Source organism: Lysobacter sp. CFH 32150 (assembly GCF_022758295.1).
Classification (GTDB): domain Bacteria; phylum Pseudomonadota; class Gammaproteobacteria; order Xanthomonadales; family Xanthomonadaceae; genus CFH-32150.
This window is the reverse complement of sequence record NZ_JALDWJ010000009.1, coordinates 189,484-210,446: the sequence shown is the minus strand read 5'-3', so window position 1 is coordinate 210,446 and position 20,963 is coordinate 189,484. Positions and strand designations below refer to the sequence as shown.

Annotated in this window: 28 protein-coding genes and 1 pseudogene; 21 read left to right on the top strand and 8 right to left on the bottom strand. The window is 64.7% G+C overall.

The annotated features are described in order from the left end of the window. Positions 1-47: 47 nt before the first annotated feature. The 5 genes from MO486_RS13795 (at position 48) to MO486_RS13775 (ending at position 3,313) form a co-directional block, all read left to right on the top strand. Positions 48-635: a hypothetical protein gene (locus MO486_RS13795; protein WP_242908878.1), complete on the top strand. Its 588-nt coding sequence runs from the start codon at positions 48-50 to the stop codon at positions 633-635. Beyond that, complete coding sequence (locus tag MO486_RS13790; RefSeq protein WP_242908877.1) at positions 632-1,336, top strand: hypothetical protein; 705 nt, start codon at positions 632-634, stop codon at positions 1,334-1,336. The genes MO486_RS13795 and MO486_RS13790 overlap by 4 nt, the downstream gene beginning before the upstream one ends. A 243-nt stretch (positions 1,337-1,579) precedes the next feature. Further along, positions 1,580-2,095, top strand: a complete 516-nt coding sequence (locus tag MO486_RS13785) for a hemerythrin domain-containing protein (protein WP_242908876.1) — start codon at positions 1,580-1,582, stop codon at positions 2,093-2,095. Positions 2,096-2,169: 74 nt separating this feature from the next. Then, positions 2,170-2,895 carry an arginyltransferase gene (locus tag MO486_RS13780; RefSeq protein WP_242908875.1) on the top strand — a complete coding sequence of 242 codons (726 nt, stop codon included), beginning with the start codon at positions 2,170-2,172 and terminating at the stop codon, positions 2,893-2,895. A 91-nt stretch (positions 2,896-2,986) separates the two neighbouring features. After that, positions 2,987-3,313, top strand: a complete 327-nt coding sequence (locus MO486_RS13775) for a hypothetical protein (protein ID WP_242908874.1) — start codon at positions 2,987-2,989, stop codon at positions 3,311-3,313. Positions 3,314-3,344: 31 nt separating this feature from the next. Here MO486_RS13775 and MO486_RS13770 read toward each other — a convergent pair whose 3' ends face one another. Further along, positions 3,345-3,698 (bottom strand): hypothetical protein, encoded by a 354-nt coding sequence (locus MO486_RS13770; protein ID WP_242908872.1) that lies wholly within the window; start codon positions 3,696-3,698, stop codon positions 3,345-3,347. 31 nt (positions 3,699-3,729) lie between these two features. Then, positions 3,730-4,944, bottom strand: coding sequence for a formate-dependent phosphoribosylglycinamide formyltransferase (gene purT / locus MO486_RS13765; RefSeq protein WP_242908870.1), 1,215 nt, complete (start codon positions 4,942-4,944; stop codon positions 3,730-3,732). A gap of 76 nt (positions 4,945-5,020) precedes the next feature. Between purT and MO486_RS13760 the strand changes: the two genes are divergently transcribed. The 10 genes from MO486_RS13760 to MO486_RS13715 all read left to right on the top strand — a co-directional run bounded on the left by MO486_RS13760 (position 5,021) and on the right by MO486_RS13715 (position 10,944). After that, positions 5,021-5,926, top strand: coding sequence for a hypothetical protein (locus MO486_RS13760; protein WP_242908868.1), 906 nt, complete (start codon positions 5,021-5,023; stop codon positions 5,924-5,926). Positions 5,927-6,026: 100 nt separating this feature from the next. After that, positions 6,027-6,890 carry an SPFH domain-containing protein gene (locus MO486_RS13755; RefSeq protein ID WP_242908866.1) on the top strand — a complete coding sequence of 288 codons (864 nt, stop codon included), beginning with the start codon at positions 6,027-6,029 and terminating at the stop codon, positions 6,888-6,890. Between the two features lie 19 nt (positions 6,891-6,909). After that, the gene (locus tag MO486_RS13750; RefSeq protein ID WP_242908864.1) at positions 6,910-7,095 is read left to right on the top strand and encodes a hypothetical protein; all 186 of its coding nucleotides are present in this window, start codon (positions 6,910-6,912) and stop codon (positions 7,093-7,095) included. 20 nt (positions 7,096-7,115) lie between these two features. Then, the gene (locus MO486_RS13745; RefSeq protein ID WP_242908862.1) at positions 7,116-7,304 is read left to right on the top strand and encodes an Arc family DNA binding domain-containing protein; all 189 of its coding nucleotides are present in this window, start codon (positions 7,116-7,118) and stop codon (positions 7,302-7,304) included. Then, positions 7,294-7,473, top strand: coding sequence for a DUF4177 domain-containing protein (locus MO486_RS13740; RefSeq protein ID WP_242908860.1), 180 nt, complete (start codon positions 7,294-7,296; stop codon positions 7,471-7,473). The genes MO486_RS13745 and MO486_RS13740 overlap by 11 nt, the downstream gene beginning before the upstream one ends. Next, complete coding sequence (locus MO486_RS13735) at positions 7,473-8,276, top strand: CPBP family intramembrane glutamic endopeptidase (RefSeq protein ID WP_242908858.1); 804 nt, start codon at positions 7,473-7,475, stop codon at positions 8,274-8,276. Before MO486_RS13740 ends, MO486_RS13735 begins: the two co-directional genes overlap by 1 nt. After that, positions 8,273-8,785, top strand: coding sequence for a PH domain-containing protein (locus MO486_RS13730; RefSeq protein ID WP_242908856.1), 513 nt, complete (start codon positions 8,273-8,275; stop codon positions 8,783-8,785). Before MO486_RS13735 ends, MO486_RS13730 begins: the two co-directional genes overlap by 4 nt. 49 nt (positions 8,786-8,834) lie before the next feature. Next, positions 8,835-9,020 carry a hypothetical protein gene (locus MO486_RS13725; protein WP_242908854.1) on the top strand — a complete coding sequence of 62 codons (186 nt, stop codon included), beginning with the start codon at positions 8,835-8,837 and terminating at the stop codon, positions 9,018-9,020. 43 nt (positions 9,021-9,063) lie between these two features. Next, complete coding sequence (locus tag MO486_RS13720) at positions 9,064-9,876, top strand: M15 family metallopeptidase (protein WP_242908853.1); 813 nt, start codon at positions 9,064-9,066, stop codon at positions 9,874-9,876. 9 nt (positions 9,877-9,885) lie between these two features. Then, positions 9,886-10,944 carry an acyltransferase gene (locus MO486_RS13715; RefSeq protein WP_242908851.1) on the top strand — a complete coding sequence of 353 codons (1,059 nt, stop codon included), beginning with the start codon at positions 9,886-9,888 and terminating at the stop codon, positions 10,942-10,944. On the opposite strand, the gene MO486_RS13710 is transcribed toward MO486_RS13715, so the two are convergent. The 6 genes and pseudogenes from MO486_RS13710 to MO486_RS13685 all read right to left on the bottom strand — a co-directional run bounded on the left by MO486_RS13710 (position 10,941) and on the right by MO486_RS13685 (position 15,356). Next, the gene (locus MO486_RS13710) at positions 10,941-11,615 is read right to left on the bottom strand and encodes a DNA-3-methyladenine glycosylase 2 family protein (RefSeq protein WP_242908849.1); all 675 of its coding nucleotides are present in this window, start codon (positions 11,613-11,615) and stop codon (positions 10,941-10,943) included. The two genes, MO486_RS13715 and MO486_RS13710, sit on opposite strands and share 4 nt — an antisense overlap. Before the next feature lie 13 nt (positions 11,616-11,628). After that, positions 11,629-11,985 (bottom strand): DUF423 domain-containing protein, encoded by a 357-nt coding sequence (locus tag MO486_RS13705; protein ID WP_242908847.1) that lies wholly within the window; start codon positions 11,983-11,985, stop codon positions 11,629-11,631. Positions 11,986-12,077: 92 nt separating this feature from the next. Continuing rightward, the gene (locus MO486_RS13700) at positions 12,078-13,151 is read right to left on the bottom strand and encodes an SRPBCC family protein (protein ID WP_242908845.1); all 1,074 of its coding nucleotides are present in this window, start codon (positions 13,149-13,151) and stop codon (positions 12,078-12,080) included. Between the two features lie 205 nt (positions 13,152-13,356). Beyond that, positions 13,357-13,425 (bottom strand): annotated as a pseudogene (locus tag MO486_RS13695) (DNA-binding response regulator); the annotation flags it as partial. An 84-nt stretch (positions 13,426-13,509) separates the two neighbouring features. After that, entirely contained in the window at positions 13,510-14,151 is a 642-nt protein-coding gene (locus MO486_RS13690) for a response regulator transcription factor (protein ID WP_242908987.1), read from the bottom strand. Positions 14,152-14,159: 8 nt separating this feature from the next. Further along, positions 14,160-15,356, bottom strand: coding sequence for a sensor histidine kinase (locus tag MO486_RS13685; protein ID WP_242908843.1), 1,197 nt, complete (start codon positions 15,354-15,356; stop codon positions 14,160-14,162). A gap of 163 nt (positions 15,357-15,519) precedes the next feature. On the opposite strand from MO486_RS13685, the gene MO486_RS13680 reads away from it, so the two are divergent. From MO486_RS13680 to MO486_RS13655, 6 genes are all read left to right on the top strand, one after another. Next, complete coding sequence (locus MO486_RS13680) at positions 15,520-16,119, top strand: GNAT family N-acetyltransferase (RefSeq protein ID WP_242908841.1); 600 nt, start codon at positions 15,520-15,522, stop codon at positions 16,117-16,119. Then, positions 16,116-16,889: a septum site-determining protein MinC gene (gene minC / locus MO486_RS13675; protein WP_242908839.1), complete on the top strand. Its 774-nt coding sequence runs from the start codon at positions 16,116-16,118 to the stop codon at positions 16,887-16,889. Before MO486_RS13680 ends, minC begins: the two co-directional genes overlap by 4 nt. A gap of 32 nt (positions 16,890-16,921) precedes the next feature. Continuing rightward, positions 16,922-17,731, top strand: coding sequence for a septum site-determining protein MinD (gene minD, locus MO486_RS13670; protein ID WP_242908837.1), 810 nt, complete (start codon positions 16,922-16,924; stop codon positions 17,729-17,731). Positions 17,732-17,733: 2 nt separating this feature from the next. Continuing rightward, the gene (gene minE, locus MO486_RS13665) at positions 17,734-18,003 is read left to right on the top strand and encodes a cell division topological specificity factor MinE (RefSeq protein WP_242908835.1); all 270 of its coding nucleotides are present in this window, start codon (positions 17,734-17,736) and stop codon (positions 18,001-18,003) included. A gap of 41 nt (positions 18,004-18,044) precedes the next feature. After that, on the top strand, positions 18,045-18,566 hold the full coding sequence (locus MO486_RS13660; RefSeq protein ID WP_242908834.1) for a hypothetical protein: 522 nt from the start codon (positions 18,045-18,047) through the stop codon (positions 18,564-18,566). 298 nt (positions 18,567-18,864) lie between these two features. Continuing rightward, positions 18,865-20,958, top strand: coding sequence for a phospholipase C, phosphocholine-specific (locus MO486_RS13655; protein WP_242908833.1), 2,094 nt, complete (start codon positions 18,865-18,867; stop codon positions 20,956-20,958). Positions 20,959-20,963 lie beyond the last annotated feature (5 nt).

Here is a 20,963-nt window from a genome sequence, read left to right as displayed (position 1 = left end):
GAGCGCGGTACCAGAGACCGAAGCAGGCCTGGTTTTACGTATGGGAGGTGGACCCCTCCCTGAGGCCGCTTCGCATGATCCGAACACTCCGACTCCTCATCTTGCTGCTTGCCCTCGGCGCGGCGTTCGCCGCCCTGGCGACAGAACCGCAGGTATTCCGCCTCGAGCCCAGGAAAATGGCAGGCATCGAGCATGGCAAGGCCATCGTCGTGAAAGGCGAAGCCGGCCCGCAGCCGCATCGCTTCCTGATCGACAGCGTGAACAGCCTGATGCCGGTCACTGTGCTGTTGCGTCCCGTGCGCAACGGCGATCAGGTCGGCATCAAGCTGACCAAATACGGTTGGAATCAGCCCCTGCGCACAGGGGAAACCAGCAGCAAGCCCGTCAGTTTCAAGATCCGCACCGAGGGCGAGTTCCAGATCTCGGTCGACGCGAAACAGGACAAGACGCCCTATCGGCTCCTGGTCTGGGTCGGCGACGAGGTCAAGCCCGAGCTCACGCCGGTCGTGGTGAAAGCCAGTGAGTTCAAGGGCGACAAGAAATCCGGATCGATCGTGCTTTGGGTGATCGCGGGAGCACTTGTCCTCGCGGTCGCGTTGCTTACAGCCCTGGTTCTGCGGAGGAAATCGTCATGACCCGTTTCCTGCTAGGCGTGGTGCTGGTACTCGCCGCTACCCCGGCATTCGCCCAGACCATGGGCATGGTCGAAGACTGGTACGACGGCGAAAACGAGCGTCGCGAGCAACGCAACGAAGAACAGGACGCGAGCGACGAGGGCGGTCGTGGCGCTGCCGACCAGGGCTTGGAACTGACCAACTGGGGCGTCGGCGTCGTCCAGACTGGCAGCGAATTCCTTCGCGACTGGGATGCGCTCGATGACGAAACCGCCAACTGCGGCGCCGCCTACACCGACAGTTCCGCGCCTACCGTTCCGTCCACCTGTGCCGAGAAGGCGGACTGCGAGGCGTGCTATTCGGCGGCGACCCGCAAGATCGACTTCAACCGCTTCTACATCGAACGTGCGCACTGCATTACGGTCACCAACATCAAGATGGCCAACTCCGCCATGGCGTTCGGCGACAGCACTTCCGGGATCCATGGCGTGGCCGGGCTGTCGTGGCAGCTGCAAGGCAAACCCCAGATCAAGGAAGCCGTCGAAGGACTGCAGCAGACCTATGTCACCAAGGCAGGCCAGTACCTGGCCAACCTCGACGAGGCGCTGCATGAGCTGGGGCAATGCGAGGCGAAGTACTACTCGGAGGGCGACTGGTTTGAGCGCTACGGCTGGATCTACCTCAACTTCATGAAGTCCAAATACGCTTCAAAGCCGGAATGACGCAGGCCCGCGGGGGCCTCGCCACGACCTGATCCGATCGGGGTGGCGTGGCCCTCGTGCGCGCGGTCTTCGCTAGTGCCCAGCGAGCATCACATCGCGACCGACCAGCCAATCGGCTACCACCGCTCATCAGGTGGCCTCCAAATCTGCCGCCTGGTTCCGAAACGGAAATCACCCCGCCCTGTATACGTCCGCCGGGGAGCGTGCCTAAACTCGGCACACCACAAGGAAAGGGGGATCAGCATGGGCTTTTTCAGCAGGCTGTTCGGCGGCGACAAGCAGGACAGCCGCCAGCACAACAACCACGCACGGGTCGACACTTCGGCCCCTGCACGCGGCATCAGCTACGACGCGAGCCTGATCGAGCGGCTCAAGAACGACCACGAAGACCTGGTGGCGCTGTACCAGAAGATCGGCGGCCTGCTCGAGACCGGCAAATATGGGGATATCCGCAGCGAACTGGTCAATTTCAAGACCCGTTTCGAGGCCCACATCCTCACCGAGAACGTACGCTTCTACGTTTACCTCGAACAGCAACTGCAAGACACGCACAACATTGAACTGATGCGGGACTTCCGCCGCGAGATGAATACGATTGCGCGTGGCGTGGTCGAATTCGTCAAGAAGTACCAGTTCACCGCCTTCGATGCCGGCCTGCGCGAGCAGTTCGCGCAGGACTACCGCACCGTCGGCGGGCTGCTGGCGCAACGCATCGAGCGCGAGGAAAGCAACCTCTACCCGCTGTACCAGCACGGCTGAGCCAGACCGGCCCGACCTGGTGCGGTTACGGTTAGCGCGCCGCCGTTCCCGCGGCGGCGCGCTATGCTGGTGGCATGGGCGCGAATGCTACCCACGATCAGGACGAACTGCGGGTCTTCCATACCGGCGAACACGCCTGCGGCTATTTCCCGGAACGGCTCGCCCGCGACCTGGTGCTGGACCCGCGCGATCCGCGCCTGCCCCAGCTATACCCGCAAGCGCTCGGTTGGGGTTTTCGCCGCTCCGGCGACATCGTCTACCGCCCGCATTGCCATGGCTGCCGCGCCTGCGTCGCGGTGCGCATCCCGATCGATGAGTTCCAGCCCAACCGCAGCCAGCGCCGTTGCCTGGCACGCAACCCGCAGGTCGAAGCGCGGATCGTCGCGCCCGAGCGCACCGACGAGCAACTGGCGCTGTACCAGCGGTATCTCCACGCACGCCATCGCGGTGGCGGCATGGACGAACACGGCGGTATCGAGTTCGACCAGTTCCTGCTCGGCACCTGGGCGCAAGGGCGATTCCTCGAGTTGCGCGAGCACGGGCAACTGCTCGCCGTCGCGATCACCGACCTCGTCGAGAACGCGTTGTCGGCCGTCTACACGTTCTACGACCCGGATGCGCGGGAACGCGGCCTGGGCACGCTGGCGATCCTGCGACAGATCGAATGGGCGCGGCGCGACGGCCGCACGCATCTTTACCTCGGCTACTGGATCGCCGGCCACGGCAAGATGGATTACAAGCGCCGCTTCCGCCCTCTGGAAGGCTTCAACGGCCATGGCTGGCAGCGGCTGCAATTCTGACGTCATCGACTTGTAACCATGGCGGTCTAAACAGGTGGTCTCCGGCGCACAGCCGGCCGTTTCGTGCCCAGCCTACGCAGCGATCGCCACCATGCTCACTACGTCCCGCCTGTTCGCCACCACCGCCCTTCTGTGCCTGCTAAGCGCCTGCAGCGCGGAAGGCAGCAGCAATACCGACGACGGCACCATCGGTGTCCTCCAGTGCGACGAATACCTCACCAAAGTGGCCGCCTGCATCGACAAGCAGGTGCCTGAAGCCAAGCGCGCGGAGTTGCGCGCCAGCATCGAACAATCGCGTCTAGGCTGGAAAGCCGCGGCAACCGCGACCACACGGGATCGCGACGCGCTACCGACCGCATGCAGCATCGCCCACGATCAGGCGAAGGAAGAACTCGCGCCGTTCGGTTGCGCGCTGTGACCTGACCGCCGCGCGTTCGCGCGGCGTTGACTCAATCCTTGCCCCGCGTCTGCGATGCGGTCGTGGCATCGTGCGGCAAGGCTTCCGGGAGTGCCTGCGCTGGCGTCGTGGCGATCCGTGGTGTGAAGCCGAAGACCGCATCGCTGTGCGCGGACACGATCATCCGCACCATCCCCGTCGGCACCATCAGCTGCAGTGCGACCGGCTTGCCCTCCGGCGTCCTGCCTGCCAGCGTCATCTCGATCAGCGCGCCGGCGGTGTCGATCTCCGCGCACAGCACATGCGGCTCGCCCGGCCCTTCCTGCAGGTAGGGCTTGATCGCATCGCCCAGCGCTTCCAGTGCCTGCGGGAAAAAGAACACGGCGTAGCCGTTGGCTTCGTTCATCGCGGGGTTCCCGTTGGTTCGATCCTGCCAATCATCGCAGTTCGACGGTGATCGCAGCGCAGGCATCGCGGGCGATGCTGCGCGCAGCCTCGACATCGTCGGCCCGTGCCAGGGTCACGCCGACACGGCGATGGCCCTCCACGCGCGGCTTGCCGAACAGGCGCAGCGCGGTGTCGGGCACGTGCAAGGCGTCCTGTACGTTGCCGAACACCGGCACGCCATGGCCGTGCGCGAGCACGGCGCATGAAGCCGAGGCGCCGAGCTGGCGGATGGCCGGGATGGGCAGGCCAAGGATGGCTCGCGCGTGCAAGGCGAATTCGCTGAGGTCCTGTGACACCAGCGTCACCAGGCCTGTGTCGTGCGGGCGCGGGGAGACTTCGCTGAACCACACTTCATCGCCCTTCACGAACAGCTCAACGCCGAACACGCCCCAGCCGCCGAGCTCGTCGGTGATGCTGCGGGCGATCCCCTGCGCCTTCGCCAGCGCGCGGGTGCTCATCGCCTGTGGCTGCCAGCTTTCGCGGTAGTCGCCGTCCCGCTGCAGATGGCCGATCGGCTCGCAGAAGTCGGTGCCGCCGGCGTGGCGCACGGTCAGCAGGGTGATCTCGTAATCGAAATCGATGAAGCCCTCGACGATGACGCGCCCCGCGCCGGCGCGGCCACCGGTCTGCGCGTACTCCCAGGCCTTGTCGATGTCCTCTTCGGTGCGCACCAGCGACTGGCCCTTGCCCGAGGACGACATCACCGGCTTGACCACGCACGGCAGGCCGATCTCGGCGACGGCGATGCGGTAAGCGTCGAGCGTGTCGACGAATTCGTACTTCGAAGTCGGTAGTGCCAGCGTCTCCGCGGCGAGCCGGCGGATACCTTCGCGATCCATGGTCAGGCGAGCAGCGCGCGCGGTCGGGATGATGCGAGTAGTCGCGCCATTGTCGGCCAGCGGTTGCGAGGCGAACTCCTTTTCGAGTTCGACCAGGGTCTGGGTATGGATCGCCTCGATCTCGGGCACGATCAGGTGCGGGCGCTCTTCCGCGATCAAGGCACGGATCGCGGCGGGATCGAGCATGTCGAGCACGTGGCAGCGATGCGCGATCTGCATCGCCGGTGCGTCGGCATAACGGTCGGCGGCGATCACTTCCACGCCGAAGCGCTGCAGTTCCAGCGCGACTTCCTTGCCCAGTTCGCCCGAACCGAGCAGCAGTACGCGAGTCGCGTGCGGGGACAGCGGCGTGCCAATCGTGATCATTCTGTTCGACTTCCGGATCGGGTCATGAGACAGCGGGCGCGTAGTTTACCCGGCGTCGCCATGTCATCCTGAGTACATGCCCTTTCGTCGTGCCCTGTTCGTCGTGCTGGCCGCACTCTGCTGCGGACTGGCCGCCTGCAACGATGCCCCCGAGCCGCGTCTGGCGGGTTTGCTGCTCACTGGCGATCTAGACGAGGCCAGTGGTCTGGCGGCATCGCATACGCACCGCAATGTGCTGTGGCTGATCGAGGACGGCGGCAACCCGGCGCAGTTGCATGCAATCAACAAGCGCGGCACCCGACTGGCGAGTTTCGCCATCGAGGGCCTGGTCAATACCGACTGGGAGGACCTCGCCGCGTTCGAGCTCGACGGCAAGCGCTACCTGTTGATCGCCGACACCGGCGACAACGGTGGCCTGCGCCGAACGCTGCTGCTGCATGCGGTTGCCGAACCGGAACAACTCAAAGAAGGCCAAGAGTTGCGACCGGCGTGGTCGATCGCATTCCGTTGGCCCGATGGCCCTCGCGATTGCGAGGCCGTAGCGGTCGATGCTGCGCGTCGGCAGATCCTGCTGATCTCCAAGAAACGCCAGCCGCCCGAGTTGTTCGTGCTGCCGCTGCGGCCTCGCGCCAGCGGTGTGCAGACCGCGCGCCGTATCGGATCACTGGCCGATGTGCCACAAGCCAGCGCCGAAGAGCAACGCGTCGATCCGCGCAGTGCCCGCATACGCAGCCAGGTCACCGCCGCCTCACTCGCACCCGACGGCCGCAGCCTGGCCGTGCTGACCTACCAGAACCTGCTGCTCTACCCGCGTCGCAAGGCCGAAACCTGGGCGCATGCCCTCGCCCGCCCGCCGCAGGTGCATGGCCTGCCCTGGCTGCATCAGCCCGAGGCCCTGAGTTGGTCTGCGAACGGGCGCGGCCTGTACGCCACCGGCGAGTTCAGCCCGGCGCCCCTGCTCTACGTCCCGGTCCAGCCCTGACGTCCACGCCATGCCGTTTGTCGGATTTCGCTTGTCTTTGTAGATATCATTTTGATATCAATATTTCGTGCCCATCCGGGCAATCCGCAGAGAACGCGTCATGAAAGAGAACCCTATCCGCTCCGCCACTGGTATCCCGGTCCTGCTGGGCCTGATCGTCGCGCTGGTGTTCGGCGGCTATCTGGTCTTCACCGGCTTCAACACCCATTCGCTGGCCTGGATCCTGTTCGGTTTCACGATCGAAATCGTTGCCCTCATCTCCTTGTTCGGCCTGTACATGGTTGAACCCAACCAGGCCGCCGTATTGAGCCTGTTCGGCAAGTACGTTGGCACCGTGAAAGAGAACGGCCTGCGCTGGAACAACCCCTTCTTCAGCAAGAAGAAGGTCAGCCAGCGCGTGCGCAACTTCGAGAGCGGCAAACTCAAGGTCAACGAACTCGATGGCAGCCCGATCGAGATCGCCGCGGTGATCGTCTGGCAGGTCGTCGATTCAGCCGAAGCGGTGTTCAACGTCGACGATTACGAAAGCTTCGTCCACATCCAGACCGAATCGGCGCTGCGCGCGATGGCGACCAGCTACCCGTACGACCAGCACGAGGAAGGCCAGGTCGCATTGCGCAGCCATCCGGCAGAAATTTCGCTCCATCTGAAAGAGCAACTGGACGAACGCCTCGCGGATGCCGGCGTCAGCGTCATCGACGCGCGCATCAGCCACCTCGCCTACGCCCCGGAGATCGCCCACGCGATGCTGCAACGGCAGCAGGCCAACGCCGTCGTAGCGGCCCGTACCCGCATCGTCTACGGCGCGGTCAGCATGGTCGAGATGGCGCTCGAACAATTGAAGGAAAAGGGCGTCGTCGACCTCGACGAGGAGCGCAAAGCGCAGATGGTGAGCAACCTGCTCGTGGTTCTGTGCTCCGACCGCAGCACCCAGCCGGTGGTGAATACCGGCACCTTGTACTGATCAATCCAGGAGGAATGCCATGAACGCTACGACCTATGGCGGCGCCGCCGTCCTGATTGCACTGCTGCCGATCCTGCCGCTGGCCATGTACCTGCGTCGCCGCGCCGGAACAGGTCACCGCCGCGCTTCCCTCGCGCTTGCCGCAGCCTCGCTCGCCCTGCTTGGCGTTGGCGTGGCCACCGCCGCCAGCCACGGTCTGTTCTGAGCGGCGGCGCGGCAGGAACTATGAGCGAGAAGAAAGCCTATCCGCTGCGCATCAACGCCGAAGTGCTGGCCGCGGCGCAGCGCTGGGCCGACGACGAGTTGCGCTCGCTCAACGCGCAGATCGAATACCTGTTGCGCGATGCATTGCGCAAGGCCGGGCGGCTGAAGGCGCCCGGCGACAAAAGAACGGAGAAAGACGATGGCGAGTGAACGCTGGACCTACCAGGTCGTGGAAGTGAAGCCGGGATTCCTCGGTTCCAGTCGCGAAGCGGTGCAGGAACGTCTCAACCAGCTCGGCCTGCAGGGCTGGGAACTGGTGAGCGTAGTGCAGTCGAATCGCTTCCATCCCTTTCAACTGTTCCTGAAAAAGCCGCACTGATGGACGCGCAAGCCACCATCCCGGGACCTCCTTGGAACCTGGATGTCAGGACGGCTGCGCTATGGGGATTGCTGGCGGGATTGTCGGCGATGGCGGTCATGCCTTACCTCATGCAATTGACGCCGCAGGCATTCGAGGGACTGCGGATTCCACTTCCGGCGTTAGTCGCCTTGCAAGGATTGCAGGCCTTCGTTTTGCTCGGACTGTTGTCCCTGCTGGGCCTGCGCATGGGGCATCGCGTAGGGCTTGGCAGCCCACTGCTGCAGACCTGGCTCGCGCGCCGCGCGATACCTGGCTGGCGCACGCTGAAGCCAGTACAGTCGATCGCCATCGGCGCCATCTTTGCCGTCATTGTGCTGGGCGCCAGCCTGCTGCTGGACCCATTGCTGCCGAAACCACTGCATGCCATCACCGATACCGGCAAGTCGGCGCTCAACGGCCTGCTTGCCTCGTTCTACGGCGGAATCGCCGAAGAACTGCAACTGCGCCTGTTCCTGATGACATTACTGGTCTGGTCTTTCACCGCCTTCGGCCGCCGTCAGCCGCGCGTCACCACCTACTGGGTGGCGATCGTGATCGCGGCGTTGCTGTTCGGCGTGGGCCACCTTCCTGCCGCAGCCAAGTTGTGGGGATTGAGCGACATCGTCGTGTTTCGCACCATCGCTCTCAATGCGGTCGTCGGTTTGGCTTTCGGTTGGCTGTACTGGCGGCGTGGCATCGAAATGGCGATGCTCGGTCACTTCAGCGCCGACATTGTCCTGCACGTGCTCGCGCCGATGGCCTCCATGGCGCCGACAGGATGAAGCGCGAATTCGCCATCGTCCCGCCCGATGCCCGCCTGGTCTGGCTGCTGCCCGGCCTCTCGGCACTCATCGTAGTGATCGGCATCATCCTGCTGGCGACGACGCGGGAATCGCATGCGTGGTTGGTACTGCCGGTCGCTCTCGCGTCGTTCATCGTGCTGGCACTGTTGCTGCGCCGACGTCGGGTCACGCTGGACGCCAATACGCTCATCATCGCGGCCGGCGTCAATACGCGCCGCGTTGCAGTCACCGGCCTCAATCTGGCCGCAGCACGGATCATCGACTTGCGCGAGCGCAGTGAATGGAAGCCATTGATCAAGATATTCGGCACGCGCCTGCCGGGTTGCAGCATGGGGCATTTCCGCCTGCGCGACCGCAGCCCTGCGTTCGTGCTGCTCACCGATCGGTCGCGCGTGCTGGTGTTGCCGGAGACATCAGGGAAGAAACTGCTGTTGAGCCTGCAGCAGCCACAAGCACTACTGGATGCATTGCGCATCGTCACTGGTTAAGTCCATCGCCTTTCGGTCCCGTACCGGGAGGACCACCGAGGAGCACCACATGAAACCGTTCACCACGCTAACCATCATCTTCCTGAGCCTGCTCTCGGTCCTGCAACTGGTGCGTTTCCTGCAAGGCTGGGACGTGATCATCAACGGCGTAGCGATCCCGACCTGGGTCAGCGGCCTTGCCTGCCTGATCGCCGGTGGGCTGGCCCTGATGCTGTGGCGCGAATCGCGTCGCTGACGGATGGGATGACCCCGGCCGCGGCCGCGGCTAAGCTGCGTGCATGCGCAGCCAAGCCCCGCTACTGATCAAGACGATCCTGATCAATACGCCTGAGATCGAGCTCTGGCCCAGCGCCCTGCTGCTCGCGCGCAGCAACGCGGATGCGCGGATTCTCTCACGCGCGCGGCGCGTGCTGCGGCGCAAACGCGATGGCCGCTTTCTCGCCGCCGACCTGCCCGAAGGCCTGCAGGGCCTGGTTCCGCGGCTGATGCGCGAACCCGGCATCGACGCCGCATTGGACGTGCTCGACGCAATGACAACGAGGCATCTGCGCGGGGATCGCATCGCCGAGCTGCCGCTGGATCGCCTGCAGGATCGCCTGCACCAACTCGGCCTCGATGATGGCTACGGCGAACGCACCGGCCTGCCTCTCGTCGCCGAACCCGAATGGCTGGGTTTCGCCGGCTTCGATCGCTATCGCCGCCCGCTCTGGCTGGTCGATCCCGCCGCGCGCGCCTGGGCACACATGCACGAAGGCGCGCTGCGCGACGACGTCGTCCTTGAAGCGATCTCCGGCTACCGCAGCCACGACTACCAGCTCGGCATCTTCGAACGCAAACTCGCGCGCGGCCAGAGCGTCGACGAAATCCTCACCGTCAATGCGGCGCCTGGCTACAGCGAACACCATTCCGGCCGCGCCCTCGACATCGGCACGCCGGACGAACCACCAGCCGAGGAATCCTTCGAACGCACGCCCGCCTTCGCCTGGCTATGCGACAACGCGGGTGCCTACGGTTTCGTCATGAGCTACCCGCGCGGCAACCCGCACGGCATCGTTTACGAGCCGTGGCATTGGTGCTTCTCGCAGGGATAATTCGCCGGAATGAACCTGACGAGACGTTCCACGCTGGCTGATCACTGGAACACCGGCCGCAACAATTTCAACCTGATGCGATTGATCGCCGCGTGGTTGGTGATCTATGGCCACGCATGGGTGATCACCGCCTCGCCAGGCGGCGACCTGGTCACACACGTCACCCGGTTCAAGTTTGCCGGCGGCGTGGCGGTGGATGTGTTCTTCATCATCAGCGGCTTCCTGATCGCCGCGAGTCTGCAGCGCAACAGCGTGCACAGCTACCTGGCTTCACGTGCGTTGCGCATCCTGCCCGGGCTGATCGTCTGCGCCGCCCTCAGTGCATTCGTGCTCGGGTCGTTGCTGACCACCGCCGCCGATTACTGGCAACGACCGGAGCCATGGCGCTATTTTTGGATCAACGCATCGCTGTGGTCGAACGAGTACTTCCTGCCAGGCGTATTCGACTCGTTGCCGCGCGCCGCAGTGAACGGCTCGCTGTGGACACTCCCGATCGAGGCGCGGTTGTACCTGGCACTGCTCGTCGCCAGCGTAGCCGGCCTGCTCACGCCGCGTCGATATACCCCGTTGTGGGCACTCGCGCTAGCCGGCGCCTACGCTTATGCGGTGTGGCGCCATCCGCTGCCGGAATGGCTCGCCAACATCATCTGGTGCACGGCGTTCTTCATCACCGGCACGGCATTGTGGGTGAACCGCGAGCGCGTGCGGATGTCGTGGTGGCTGATGGCGCTGCTCCTCGCGGTCTGCGCGGCGACGCGCGGTTCGCCGTGGTTCCACCTCGCTTATTTCGCGACGCTGAGCTACGGCACTCTGTTTATGGCATTCATGCCGAAGCTGCCGATGATCCGCCACAACGACCTGTCGTATGGCCTGTACCTGTATGGCTGGCCATCCGCCCAGCTGGTGCAGGCCTTTGCACCCGGCGGAGCCTTGCACAATACGTTCTGGACCACCCTGCTGGCGCTGGCATTGGCCGCGGCGTCGTGGTTCCTGGTGGAACGACCGGCGCTGCGATTGAAGCGTCGCTTCGGCACGCGCACGCCGGCGGCGTCGCCGGCGTCGGCTTAGTCCTGCGAGCGCTTGGTCGGCGTTTTCGTTTTCACTGCCGAATCGGCGATGCGCCACAGATACAGGCTGGCGTAGGTGCGGTACGGGCCCCAGCGCTCGCCGCGTTCGATGAGGTCCTTCGGCTTGAGCATGTCGTCGAGCTTGTCGACGACTTGCGCACCCTTGCGGATGCCGAGGTCGTCCACCGGCAGGACGTCGGGACGGCCGAGGCGGAACATCAGCATCATTTCCACCGTCCAGCGACCGATGCCGCGGACCGGCACCAGCGCGGCGATGATGGCGTCGTTGTCCATCGTGCTCATGCGGCGCAGGTCCGGGATCTCGTTCCGCGACTCACGCAGTGCGAGATCGCGTAGTGCCAACAGCTTGTTGCCGGACACGCCGCAGGCACGGATGGTGGTGTCGTCGCAGCGCGCCAGGGTGTCGCAGTGGAAGCGATCGCTCGCGATCGCGGTTTCCACGCGCGCAACGATCGTCGCGGCCGCCTTGCCGCTGAGTTGCTGGTAGAGGATCGCGCGCGCCAGTGCATCGACCGGATCGAAAGGCTTGCGCCAGCGTGGATCCGCTTCTATCGGACCGAGCTTCTTCATCCATGCGCCAAGTTTCCGATCACGCTTGCCGAGGTGCGCGAAGGCAGCGTCGGTATCGAATCCGCGGGCGTGGCGTGGCATGCAATAGGCTCCTTCAGCGTCGCAACATTTCGATCGCGTACAACAACCAACCGATGATCAGCAGCGTGCCGCCGAACGGCGCCAGCGTCGTCGGCCAGTGCGCCAGTACATTGAACACCAGGCTGCCGGAAAACAGCAGCACGCCCACGTACAGCAGCGACATCGCAAGGCGGCCGAGCCCGCGCGCGGCGGGCGCGAGCACCGCCAGCGCGAGACCGTGCCCGAATGCGAATACCGCTGCCAGCCACAGACGCGATTGTGCTTCACCGCTCGTGCCGTGCGCCGCGAAGGCCGCCAGCGCAACCGCCGCGGCGGCGCACAAGGCGCCATTGGCGGCGAGCCAGGAACGACGGGGCGGAGTTGCATTCATGACGATTGCGCTCGAATCCAGGCTTCAGAAACGACGAACGCCGCGTTTGGGCGCGGCGTTCGTAGCGTGTTGCATCAGGGCAAGCGTCTGGATTACTTCAAGGTCCAGTACACGTCGAACTCGCCGTTCTCGCTGAAACTTTCAGGAATGCCAGCCTTCCAGGACTCGAACGGACGGCCGGTCGTCTCATAACCGCGGGTCATCGCCCATGCGCGCAGCGCATCGCGGATCTTCGGCAAGTTGGCCATGTGGCCGGTGAACGGCACCACGGCGACGCGGCTGGGTTCGGTGCGGATGAATTGGACCGGCCCTTCCAGCTTCGGGCTGACCGGCGACGGAGCACCGGTTTCGCCCTTCTTGCGCACCGGGATGGCGATGTCGAAGGCGTAGCTTTCGGCGCCGAACTCGGTGGTGATCACGCGCACCGGACCCGCGGACTCGAGGCCGTTGGCATCGATGACCTTGCGGATCCACTGCAGGTTGTTGGACATCGCGCTCTGCACTGCGACGTTGTCGCGCTGCACGGCAGCCGGCGCAAACAACAGGTTCTCGGCCGGCAGTTCGATCGCCTTCGGTGCCTTGGTCGGATCGTCCTTGCTCATCTCGGCGTAGTCGTAGTTCGGCACGCTGGCGAGGATGTTGGTGAGCTTGTTGAGGCCGAGCTTGATGTCGTCGCCGACGTGGCGGCTGACGTACATGCCGCGGTAGCGACCGATCAGGTCCCAACCGTAATCGACGTCGTAGCTCTGGGTGATCTCGACGTTGCGGTTGTTGCGACCCGTCGCCTTGAAGGTGAACGCGGTCTTCTTGTTGGTGCCGCTGTCGTTGTTGACGATGTCGTAGGCGATGCGTTCACCGGGTTCGCTGGCGGTGATCTTCCAGCTGCCCTGGCCGAGTTGCGGCACGGCGGAATTGAATTCGGCAGTCGCGCCGACGCCGCTCTCGGGACCGGTGAACTTCCACTGCATGCGCGGATCGTGCAGCGCCAGCGGGTTCCAATCCTTGAGGCGACGTGGCGTGTTGAGCGTATCGAACACGATCGTCAGCTTGCGGTTGGTCTCGATCTTCTCGGACAAGTGGCGCGACGAAGGCAGCACCACGCCGACGACGACGAACAGCACGGCGACGATCGCCAGGGAAATCAGGATCTCGATCAAACGGGTCATTCAGGAATCTCCAGGGCCGGCCCGGCGCCAGCGGCAGGGGCCGGGCGCAGACCGACAATGCTAACAAAGCCGGCGGGGGCGGCCCAGCCCGCCCTGCCGGTTTTCGTCACACAAGCTGCAATTCGAGGGCCGTGCCGCGACTCAACTCGCCTTCCGGGCCCCTCGACGCGCCGGGAGGACGCGACAACGGGCCGTGGCTGCGTGCCTACACCAACTGCAATTCAAATGCCTTCAACACAGCCCGCGTGCGGTCGCGCACGCCGAGTTTCGACAGGGTGAGTGGCCGCTGCTTGCGAGCCAATGGCTCGCGCGGCCACGAACGCCCGGCGCGCTGCGCCGGGCAGGCCATCCTGTCCCATCAGACGAGTTGAAGCTCAAATGCCTTGAGAACGGCCCTGGTGCGATCGCGCACACCGAGCTTCGACAGGATGTTCGATACGTGGTTCTTGATCGTGCCCTCGGCCACGCCCAGCGAATTGGCGATTTCCTTGTTGGAGAAGCCGCTGGCCATCAGCCGCAGGATCTCGGTTTCGCGGTCGGTCAGTGGGTCCGGACGATCGAGACTGACGAAATCGTTGCGCATGTGCTCCAGCCCAGAGAGCAGGCGCTGGGTCACGGCCGGCTGCACCAGCGAGCCGCCGGCGGCGACCGCCTGGATCGCGCCGACCAGCTGTTCCAGCGACACATCTTTCAGGAGATAGCCCTTGGCACCGGCCTTGAGCCCGGCCAGCACGAGCTGGTCGTCGTCGAAGGTGGTGAGGATGATGGTCGGCGGCAGAGCATTGATGCGGGCCAACGCCTGCAGTGCTTCCAGGCCGGACATCACCGGCATGCGCATGTCCATCAGGACGACATCGGGTTGCACCTGCGGGATCAGCTCGACCGCCTGCTTGCCGTCGCCGGCTTCGGCGATCACCTCGATCCCCTCCGCCAACGCCAGCAGCGAACGGATGCCCTGGCGTACCAGGGTTTGGTCGTCGACCAGGCAGACGCGGATCATGCCGGCTTTCATATGACAAGCACTCCTTGGGGTACCACGCCAGCGGTAGCCGGCAACGAAAGACGCAAGCGGAAGCCAGCGCCGGGACGGGCTTCGATCTGCAGATCACCGCCGTGTTGCGACAGGCGCTCGCGCATGCCACGCAGGCCGTGGCCCGGAACCACGGTCTCGACGCCGGCGCCGTCGTCGCGCGCCTCGATGCCGATGCGCCCATCCTCTCGGCGGGCACTGATCCACAAATTGTGCGCCCCAGCGTGGCGAACGGCATTGGTGATGATTTCCTGGGTACAGCGCAGCAGCACGTGGGCGCGCTCGGGGTCATCGAGGGTGAGCGGCTCTTCGATATCCATGTGGATGGCCAATGCCGGCACATTCTCGGCCAGCGGCCGCAGCGCTGCGCCGAGGTCGATCGCCCCGCCCTCGCGCAGCTGGCTCACCGCCTCGCGGACGTCGGTTAGCAAGAGTCGCGCCAGCGTGTGCGCCTGCTGGACGTGGTCCTTCACCCGGCCTTCGGACAGGTGGCCGGCGACTTCAAGGTTCAGGCTGAGCGCCGTCAGGTGATGCCCGAGAAGATCGTGTAATTCCCGTGAAATGCGTGTCCGCTCATTGACGCGTGCGCTTTCGGTAAGCAGGGCCCGGGTCGCGCGGAGTTCGGCGTTCAGCCGGCGTTGTTCTTCGCGCGCCTGCGCCTGCTGCCGCGCCACGAGGCTGGTGACGAACACGAAGCCGGAAAAACCCGCATACAGCACGGATTGCATCAGGGCTTCCAGCATCGGGAAGCTCAGCCCGCGCACGAACACCGGCACCACTGCCAACTGGCTGACCAGCAGCCAGGCCACACCCAGCGGCAACGGCAGCAGCCATGGCAGCACGCAAGCCGCGACCATCAGCAGCACGCTGCCAAGGCCGCTTTCGTTGTAATAGCTGACTCCGATCGCGGCCAGGGTCAGGATCACCAGGAGCGCGAAATCGCCCAACGTACGCCGTCTCACCCCGAGGCCGCGGGTCAGCCAGGCGTAGCTCACCCCGAACGCGGCATACGCCACCCAGCCCTGCCAAGGCATCGGCCGCAGCGCCAGCTGCTCCTCGGCCGCTTCGCCGAGCAATGGCAGCAGCCACGAGTACAGCAGCGGAATGCTGACCACCGCCCAGGTGAACAGGCCGGAGTAACGCAACAGGCGGGTATGGCTGAAACGATCGTGCATGGCGCATCCTAGCCCCTATGCGGCCTGCAGCTGCGAGCCGAAAGTCATGCCCCTCCCACTGCCGCGCGTGCGATAATTCGCGCCACGGCCGCCTGGGTAGGATCAACAGCCGGCCGGACGTGGCGATAAGAAGCAAGTACCAAGTAAAAGCACGGAGTCTCGAATGTCGATTGTTGTCCGCGACGTGCGTGAGCACGAGCTGGATTCCGTCCTTGCCCTGAATAACGCCGCCGGACCTGCGATCCTGCCGCTCGACGCGGCGAAGCTGCGGGTCTTCTTCGACACTGCCGAATATTTCCGCGTCGCCGAGCGCGATGGATCGCTGGCCGGCTTCCTGGTCGGCTTCGGGTCGCAGGCCACGCACGACAGCGACAACTTCAGCTGGTTCCGCGCGCGCTATCCGCAGTTCTTCTATATCGACCGCATCGTGGTCGCCAGTCGCCGCCGCGGCGGTGGCCTTGGCCGCGCGTTCTACGCCGACGTGCAGAGCTATGCCGAGTTGCGCTACCCGCAGCTCGCCTGCGAAGTGTTCCTCGAACACGGCGCCGACCATGCCCTGCTCTTCCACGGCAGCTTCGGCTTCCGCGAAGTCGGTCAGCACGTGATGCAGCCGGCCGGCGTGCGCGCATCGATGCTGATGAAGGAGCTGTGCAGCTATCCGTGGGTACGCGAAACCTACGGCGAACAGCTGCCGAATGCACCGTGGTTGTCCCAGCCGCGCGCACTGGTCGCCCAGCAGCGTCCGACCGGAACCTGCGCGTGAGCACCGCCGTCGATTACGAACAAGCCGGTGAACTCAAGATAGGCCAGGTCGGCATCGCCAACCTGCGCGTACGCACCCTCGACGTCGACCAGCTTGTCGCCGAAATGCGCGAACGCGTGCAACGCGCGCCGAAGCTGTTCAGCCGCGCCGCGGTGATCCTCGACTTCGGCGGCCTCAGTAAGACACCCGACGTCGCCAGCGCGCGTGCCCTGCTCGAAGGACTGCGCAGCGCCGGCGTCCTGCCGGTCGCGCTGGCCTATGGCACCAGCGAGATCGAACGCCTGTCCGAACAGCTTGGCCTGCCGTTGCTGGCCAAGTTCCGCGCGCAATACGAACCGGTTGGACAAACTGTAGGAGCGACTTCAGTCGCGACCAGTGCGCCCACGGTCGCGACTGAAGTCGCTCCTACAAAGAAATCTGCGCCGCCACCCGCAGCCGGCGAACCCGGCCTGATGCAGGCAACGCCCGTGCGGTCCGGCCAGCAGGTCTACGCCGACAATCGGGACCTCACCGTGCTCGCCACGGTCGGCGCCGGCGCCGAAGTGATCGCCGACGGCTCCATCCACATCTACGGCGCGCTGCGTGGTCGCGCGCTCGCCGGCGCGCAGGGCAACGAGAAGGCGCGCATCTTCTGCCGCGAATTCCACGCCGAACTGGTCGCGGTGGCCGGGCACTACAAAGTGCTGGAAGACATTCCCAAGGAGTTGCGCGGCAAGGCCGTGCAGGTCTGGCTCGACGGCGACTCGCTGCGCATCGAGAAACTCGATTGAATCATCAACCGCAAGACACGGAGGACCAACACTTGGCCGAAATCATCGTAGTCACCTCGGGCAAGGGCGGCGTCGGCAAGACCACGACCAGCGCCAGCCTCGCATGCGGTCTCGCGCGTCACGGCAAGAAAGTCGCCGTGATCGACTTCGACGTCGGCCTGCGCAACCTCGACCTGATCATGGGGTGCGAACGTCGCGTCGTTTACGACTTCGTCAACGTGATCCAGGGTGAGGCGACGCTGAGGCAGGCGCTGATCAAGGACAAGCGTTTCGACAACCTCCACGTGCTCGCCGCGTCGCAGACACGCGACAAGGAAGCGCTGACCAAGGAAGGCGTGCAGAAGGTGCTCGACGACCTCGCCGCCGACGGCTTCGAATACATCGTCTGCGATTCCCCGGCCGGCATCGAGAAGGGCGCGTTCCTCGCCATGTACTTCGCCGACCAGGCCGTGGTCGTGGTCAACCCGGAAGTGTCGTCGGTACGCGACTCCGACCGCATCCTCGGCCTGCTGGCCTCCAAGACCCGTCGTGCCGAGAACGGCGAGCGGGTCAAGGAACACCTGCTGCTGACGCGCTACAGCCCGCAACGGGTCGGCGACGGCGAGATGCTGTCGATCGAGGACGTCGAGGAAGTACTCGGCCTCAAGAGTGTCGGCGTGATCCCCGAATCTGGCGACGTGCTCAACGCTTCGAACAAGGGCGAGCCGGTGATCCTCGACCTCGAATCGAACGCCGGCCAGGCCTACGACGATGCGGTCGCACGATTGATGGGCGAAACCCGGCCGATGCGCTTCACGCAACTGGAGAAGAAAGGCTTCTTCAGCAAGATCTTCGGGGGCTGAGCATGTCCATCTTCGACTTCCTCAAGCCCAAGAAGAACACCGCTGCGGTCGCCAAGGATCGCCTGCGCATCATCATCGCGCAGGAACGCCATTCCCACGGCGGCCCCGACTACCTGCCGCTGCTGCGTCGCGAGCTGCTCGAAGTGATCCGCAAGTACGTCAACGTCGACGTCGATGCGGTGAAGGTCGACCTGGTCAAGGACGGCGAGCACGACGTGCTCGATATCTCGGTCGCGTTGCCGGAAGAACGCCAGGCGCACGCCAGCGCCTGACGCTGCTTCGTAGGAGCGGCTTACAGCCGCGAGCTCTTCGCATGAACCAACCAAAGCTCGCCGCGAACGCCGCTCCTACAACCTCCAATGACGTGCTTCGCCTGAAGGACATCGCCTTCATCGACGCCGCAACCCTCCTCGCCCGCTTCGACCTGCACCTCGAATGCGTCGCCGACAACGCATCCATTCCTGGCAGCTACTGGGGCGAACCCGAAGCCGGCATCGTCGGTAACACCGTGTACGCCCGCGACGACACGCCGATCCATTCCTTGTTGCACGAAGCCGCACACCTGATCGTGTTGCCGCCCGAGCGCCGCGTCGCAGTACATACCGACGCCACGGACTCGGTCGAGGAAGAAGACGCAGTCTGCGTGCTGCAAGCCTTGCTCGGCGATGCCCTGCCCGGTGTCGGCTACTTGCGTGTCCTCGCCGACATGGATGCGTGGGGCTATACCTTCCGCCTCGGCTCGGCGCAGGCGTATTTCGAACAAGACGCCGAATCCGCATGGCAATGGCTCGCCACGCACGACCTCATCGATCCAATCACGCGGCGATTGCCGTAGGGCGGGTTTCAACCCGCCGACCGGATTTCGGCTGATCCACGACGGCGGGTCGGGTCAAGACCCGCCCTACAATCCGCACGCAACACACCGGCGCACGGCCGACGAAAATCTGCGCAAGCCATGCTGCGCCGCGACAGCGAATATCGCGAAATAGCTTTCGTTTTCATCCTCCGTGTGACCGGCGCAACGAAATAGGGCACTTCGTTGACCCACCGCGTCGAGCTGTGCACATTCGGTCACACGCCTGCAAGGTAGTCATCGAACACTTGCCGCTCGCCCACGATCAGGAGGATCGCCCATGGTGTCCGAAACCCGTCGTCAGTTCCTGAAACTCGCCGCGGCTACGGCCGGCACCGCTGCCGGCATCGCGATGCTGCCGAAAGTGATCCGCGACGCGCTCGCCGTCGAACCCGCGATCGTCACCGGCACCATCCAGGACGTGCAGCACGTGGTGATCCTGATGCAGGAGAACCGCTCGTTCGACCATTACCTCGGCGCGCTGCGCGGCGTGCGCGGCTTCGACGATCCGCGCCCGATTCCGCTCCCCGGCGGCAAGTCCGTGTGGCAGCAGCCCAACACCATCGGCAGCAGCAAGACCACGTTGCCCTTCCGCCTCAACACCGATACGACGTCCGCGCAATGCCTGTCGGACATCGATCACAGCTGGAAAGGCTCGCACACGCTGTGGAAGAACTACGACGCCTGGGTACAGACCAAGGGCAAGTTCTGCATGGGCCACTTCACCCGCGCCGACCTGCCGTTCTATTACGCGCTGGCCGACGCATTCACCGTGTGCGATGCGTACTACTGCTCGCACCACGGCCCGACCAACCCCAACCGCATGCATCTGTTCACCGGTACCAGCGGCATGACCGTAGGCGACTACGGCCCGCAGGCGGTGAACAATGCGGACGATGGCAACTGGACGGCGGATATGTCGAAGGACAATCCGAACTTCGTCGGCCATCGCTGGGGCACTTACGCCGAGCGTCTGCAAACCGCGGGCGTGAGCTGGAAGGTGTACCAGGAATACGACAACTACGGCGACAACTCGCTGCCGTGGTTCAAGAACTTCCGCAATCTGGACCGCACTTCGCCGCTGTACCTGCGCGGCCGCGATTGGGTCGCCGGTTCGAATGCTGGCAACAAGGACACTTCGCGCGGCGAACATCTCGTCGCCGCATTCGAGAAGGACGTGCGCGAAGGCACGCTGCCCCAGGTGTCGTGGCTGGTCGCGCCGTACATCATGAGCGAGCACCCCGCCGCGACGCCGGCCTACGGCGAATCGCTGACAGCGCGCCTGCTGGAAATCCTCGCCGCCAATCCGGCGGTGTGGTCGAAGACGGTGTTCATCATCAACTACGACGAGAACGGCGGTTTCTTCGATCACGCTGCGCCGCATTTGCCGGCGATCACCACCAGCCTTGGCCTGAGTACGGTCGATACCGCGACCGAAAACTACAACGGCACACCGGTGGGCCTGGGCGTGCGCGTGCCGATGTTCGTGATCTCGCCGTGGAGCAAGGGCGGTTGGGTGAATTCGCAGGTGTTCGACCACACGTCGGTGCTGCGTTTCCTCGAGCAACGCTTTGGTGTGATGGAACCCAACATCAGCGCATGGCGCCGCGCGGTCTGTGGCGACCTCACCTCGACGCTCGAATTCGCCGATCCCGACACTGCCTGGCCGGCACTGCCCGACACCAGCGGCAACATCAGCGACGCCGACGCGGCGTGCAAACTGAACCAGCCGCGCGTGCCGACCAAGCAGGCCATGCCGCGACAGGAACCAGGCCAACGTCCCGCCTGCGCCCTGCCCTATGCGTTGCACGTCAACGGCCATGTGGATGTCGCAGCCGGCAAATACTGGCTCGACTTCATCAACACCGGCGCGGCTGGCGCCGGCTTCAACGTGTATTCGCAGAACCGCAGCGACGGTCCGTGGTTCTACACCGTCGAATCCGGTAAGCAGTTGTCCGACTATTGGAGCGCGGTCTCGGTCACCGCCGGCAAGTACGACCTGTGCGCATTCGGTCCGAACGGTTTCCTGCGCGAATTCAAGGGCGATGTGCTGCTTGCCGGCGCGGGTCGCGCGCAACCGGAAGTGGAGTCGATCTACGACGTTGCCACCGGCCGCGTCATCCTGCGATTGCGCAACACCGGCAGCGCTGCCTGCACGCTCACGGTGAAGCCGAACCGCTACAGCAGCGACGCTGCACGCACGCACACGCTCGCCGCAGGCGCGACCCTCGACGATGCCTGGTCCGTCATCGGCAGCGGCCACTGGTACGACCTCAACGTGACCTCGAGTTCCGACGCCGGCTACCTGCGTCGCCTCGCCGGCCACGTCGAAACCGGCCTGGCCAGCATCAGCGATCCCGCAATCGGCGCCTGAACGAT

What these genes read in the sequence shown, in the direction of transcription:
- MO486_RS13790 (WP_242908877.1), top strand. Translation starts at nt 632, where the DNA reads ATGACCCGTTTCCTGCTAGGCGTGGTGCTGGTACTCGCCGCTACCCCG.
- MO486_RS13785 (WP_242908876.1), top strand. Translation starts at nt 1,580, where the DNA reads ATGGGCTTTTTCAGCAGGCTGTTCGGCGGCGACAAGCAGGACAGCCGC.
- MO486_RS13780 (WP_242908875.1), top strand. Translation starts at nt 2,170, where the DNA reads ATGGGCGCGAATGCTACCCACGATCAGGACGAACTGCGGGTCTTCCAT.
- MO486_RS13775 (WP_242908874.1), top strand. Translation starts at nt 2,987, where the DNA reads ATGCTCACTACGTCCCGCCTGTTCGCCACCACCGCCCTTCTGTGCCTG.
- MO486_RS13770 (WP_242908872.1), bottom strand. Translation starts at nt 3,698, where the DNA reads ATGAACGAAGCCAACGGCTACGCCGTGTTCTTTTTCCCGCAGGCACTG.
- purT (WP_242908870.1), bottom strand. Translation starts at nt 4,944, where the DNA reads ATGATCACGATTGGCACGCCGCTGTCCCCGCACGCGACTCGCGTACTG.
- MO486_RS13760 (WP_242908868.1), top strand. Translation starts at nt 5,021, where the DNA reads ATGCCCTTTCGTCGTGCCCTGTTCGTCGTGCTGGCCGCACTCTGCTGC.
- MO486_RS13755 (WP_242908866.1), top strand. Translation starts at nt 6,027, where the DNA reads ATGAAAGAGAACCCTATCCGCTCCGCCACTGGTATCCCGGTCCTGCTG.
- MO486_RS13750 (WP_242908864.1), top strand. Translation starts at nt 6,910, where the DNA reads ATGAACGCTACGACCTATGGCGGCGCCGCCGTCCTGATTGCACTGCTG.
- MO486_RS13745 (WP_242908862.1), top strand. Translation starts at nt 7,116, where the DNA reads ATGAGCGAGAAGAAAGCCTATCCGCTGCGCATCAACGCCGAAGTGCTG.
- MO486_RS13740 (WP_242908860.1), top strand. Translation starts at nt 7,294, where the DNA reads ATGGCGAGTGAACGCTGGACCTACCAGGTCGTGGAAGTGAAGCCGGGA.
- MO486_RS13735 (WP_242908858.1), top strand. Translation starts at nt 7,473, where the DNA reads ATGGACGCGCAAGCCACCATCCCGGGACCTCCTTGGAACCTGGATGTC.
- MO486_RS13730 (WP_242908856.1), top strand. Translation starts at nt 8,273, where the DNA reads ATGAAGCGCGAATTCGCCATCGTCCCGCCCGATGCCCGCCTGGTCTGG.
- MO486_RS13725 (WP_242908854.1), top strand. Translation starts at nt 8,835, where the DNA reads ATGAAACCGTTCACCACGCTAACCATCATCTTCCTGAGCCTGCTCTCG.
- MO486_RS13720 (WP_242908853.1), top strand. Translation starts at nt 9,064, where the DNA reads ATGCGCAGCCAAGCCCCGCTACTGATCAAGACGATCCTGATCAATACG.
- MO486_RS13715 (WP_242908851.1), top strand. Translation starts at nt 9,886, where the DNA reads ATGAACCTGACGAGACGTTCCACGCTGGCTGATCACTGGAACACCGGC.
- MO486_RS13710 (WP_242908849.1), bottom strand. Translation starts at nt 11,615, where the DNA reads ATGCCACGCCACGCCCGCGGATTCGATACCGACGCTGCCTTCGCGCAC.
- MO486_RS13705 (WP_242908847.1), bottom strand. Translation starts at nt 11,985, where the DNA reads ATGAATGCAACTCCGCCCCGTCGTTCCTGGCTCGCCGCCAATGGCGCC.
- MO486_RS13700 (WP_242908845.1), bottom strand. Translation starts at nt 13,151, where the DNA reads ATGACCCGTTTGATCGAGATCCTGATTTCCCTGGCGATCGTCGCCGTG.
- MO486_RS13690 (WP_242908987.1), bottom strand. Translation starts at nt 14,151, where the DNA reads ATGATCCGCGTCTGCCTGGTCGACGACCAAACCCTGGTACGCCAGGGC.
- MO486_RS13685 (WP_242908843.1), bottom strand. Translation starts at nt 15,356, where the DNA reads ATGCACGATCGTTTCAGCCATACCCGCCTGTTGCGTTACTCCGGCCTG.
- MO486_RS13680 (WP_242908841.1), top strand. Translation starts at nt 15,520, where the DNA reads ATGTCGATTGTTGTCCGCGACGTGCGTGAGCACGAGCTGGATTCCGTC.
- minE (WP_242908835.1), top strand. Translation starts at nt 17,734, where the DNA reads ATGTCCATCTTCGACTTCCTCAAGCCCAAGAAGAACACCGCTGCGGTC.
- MO486_RS13660 (WP_242908834.1), top strand. Translation starts at nt 18,045, where the DNA reads ATGAACCAACCAAAGCTCGCCGCGAACGCCGCTCCTACAACCTCCAAT.
- MO486_RS13655 (WP_242908833.1), top strand. Translation starts at nt 18,865, where the DNA reads ATGGTGTCCGAAACCCGTCGTCAGTTCCTGAAACTCGCCGCGGCTACG.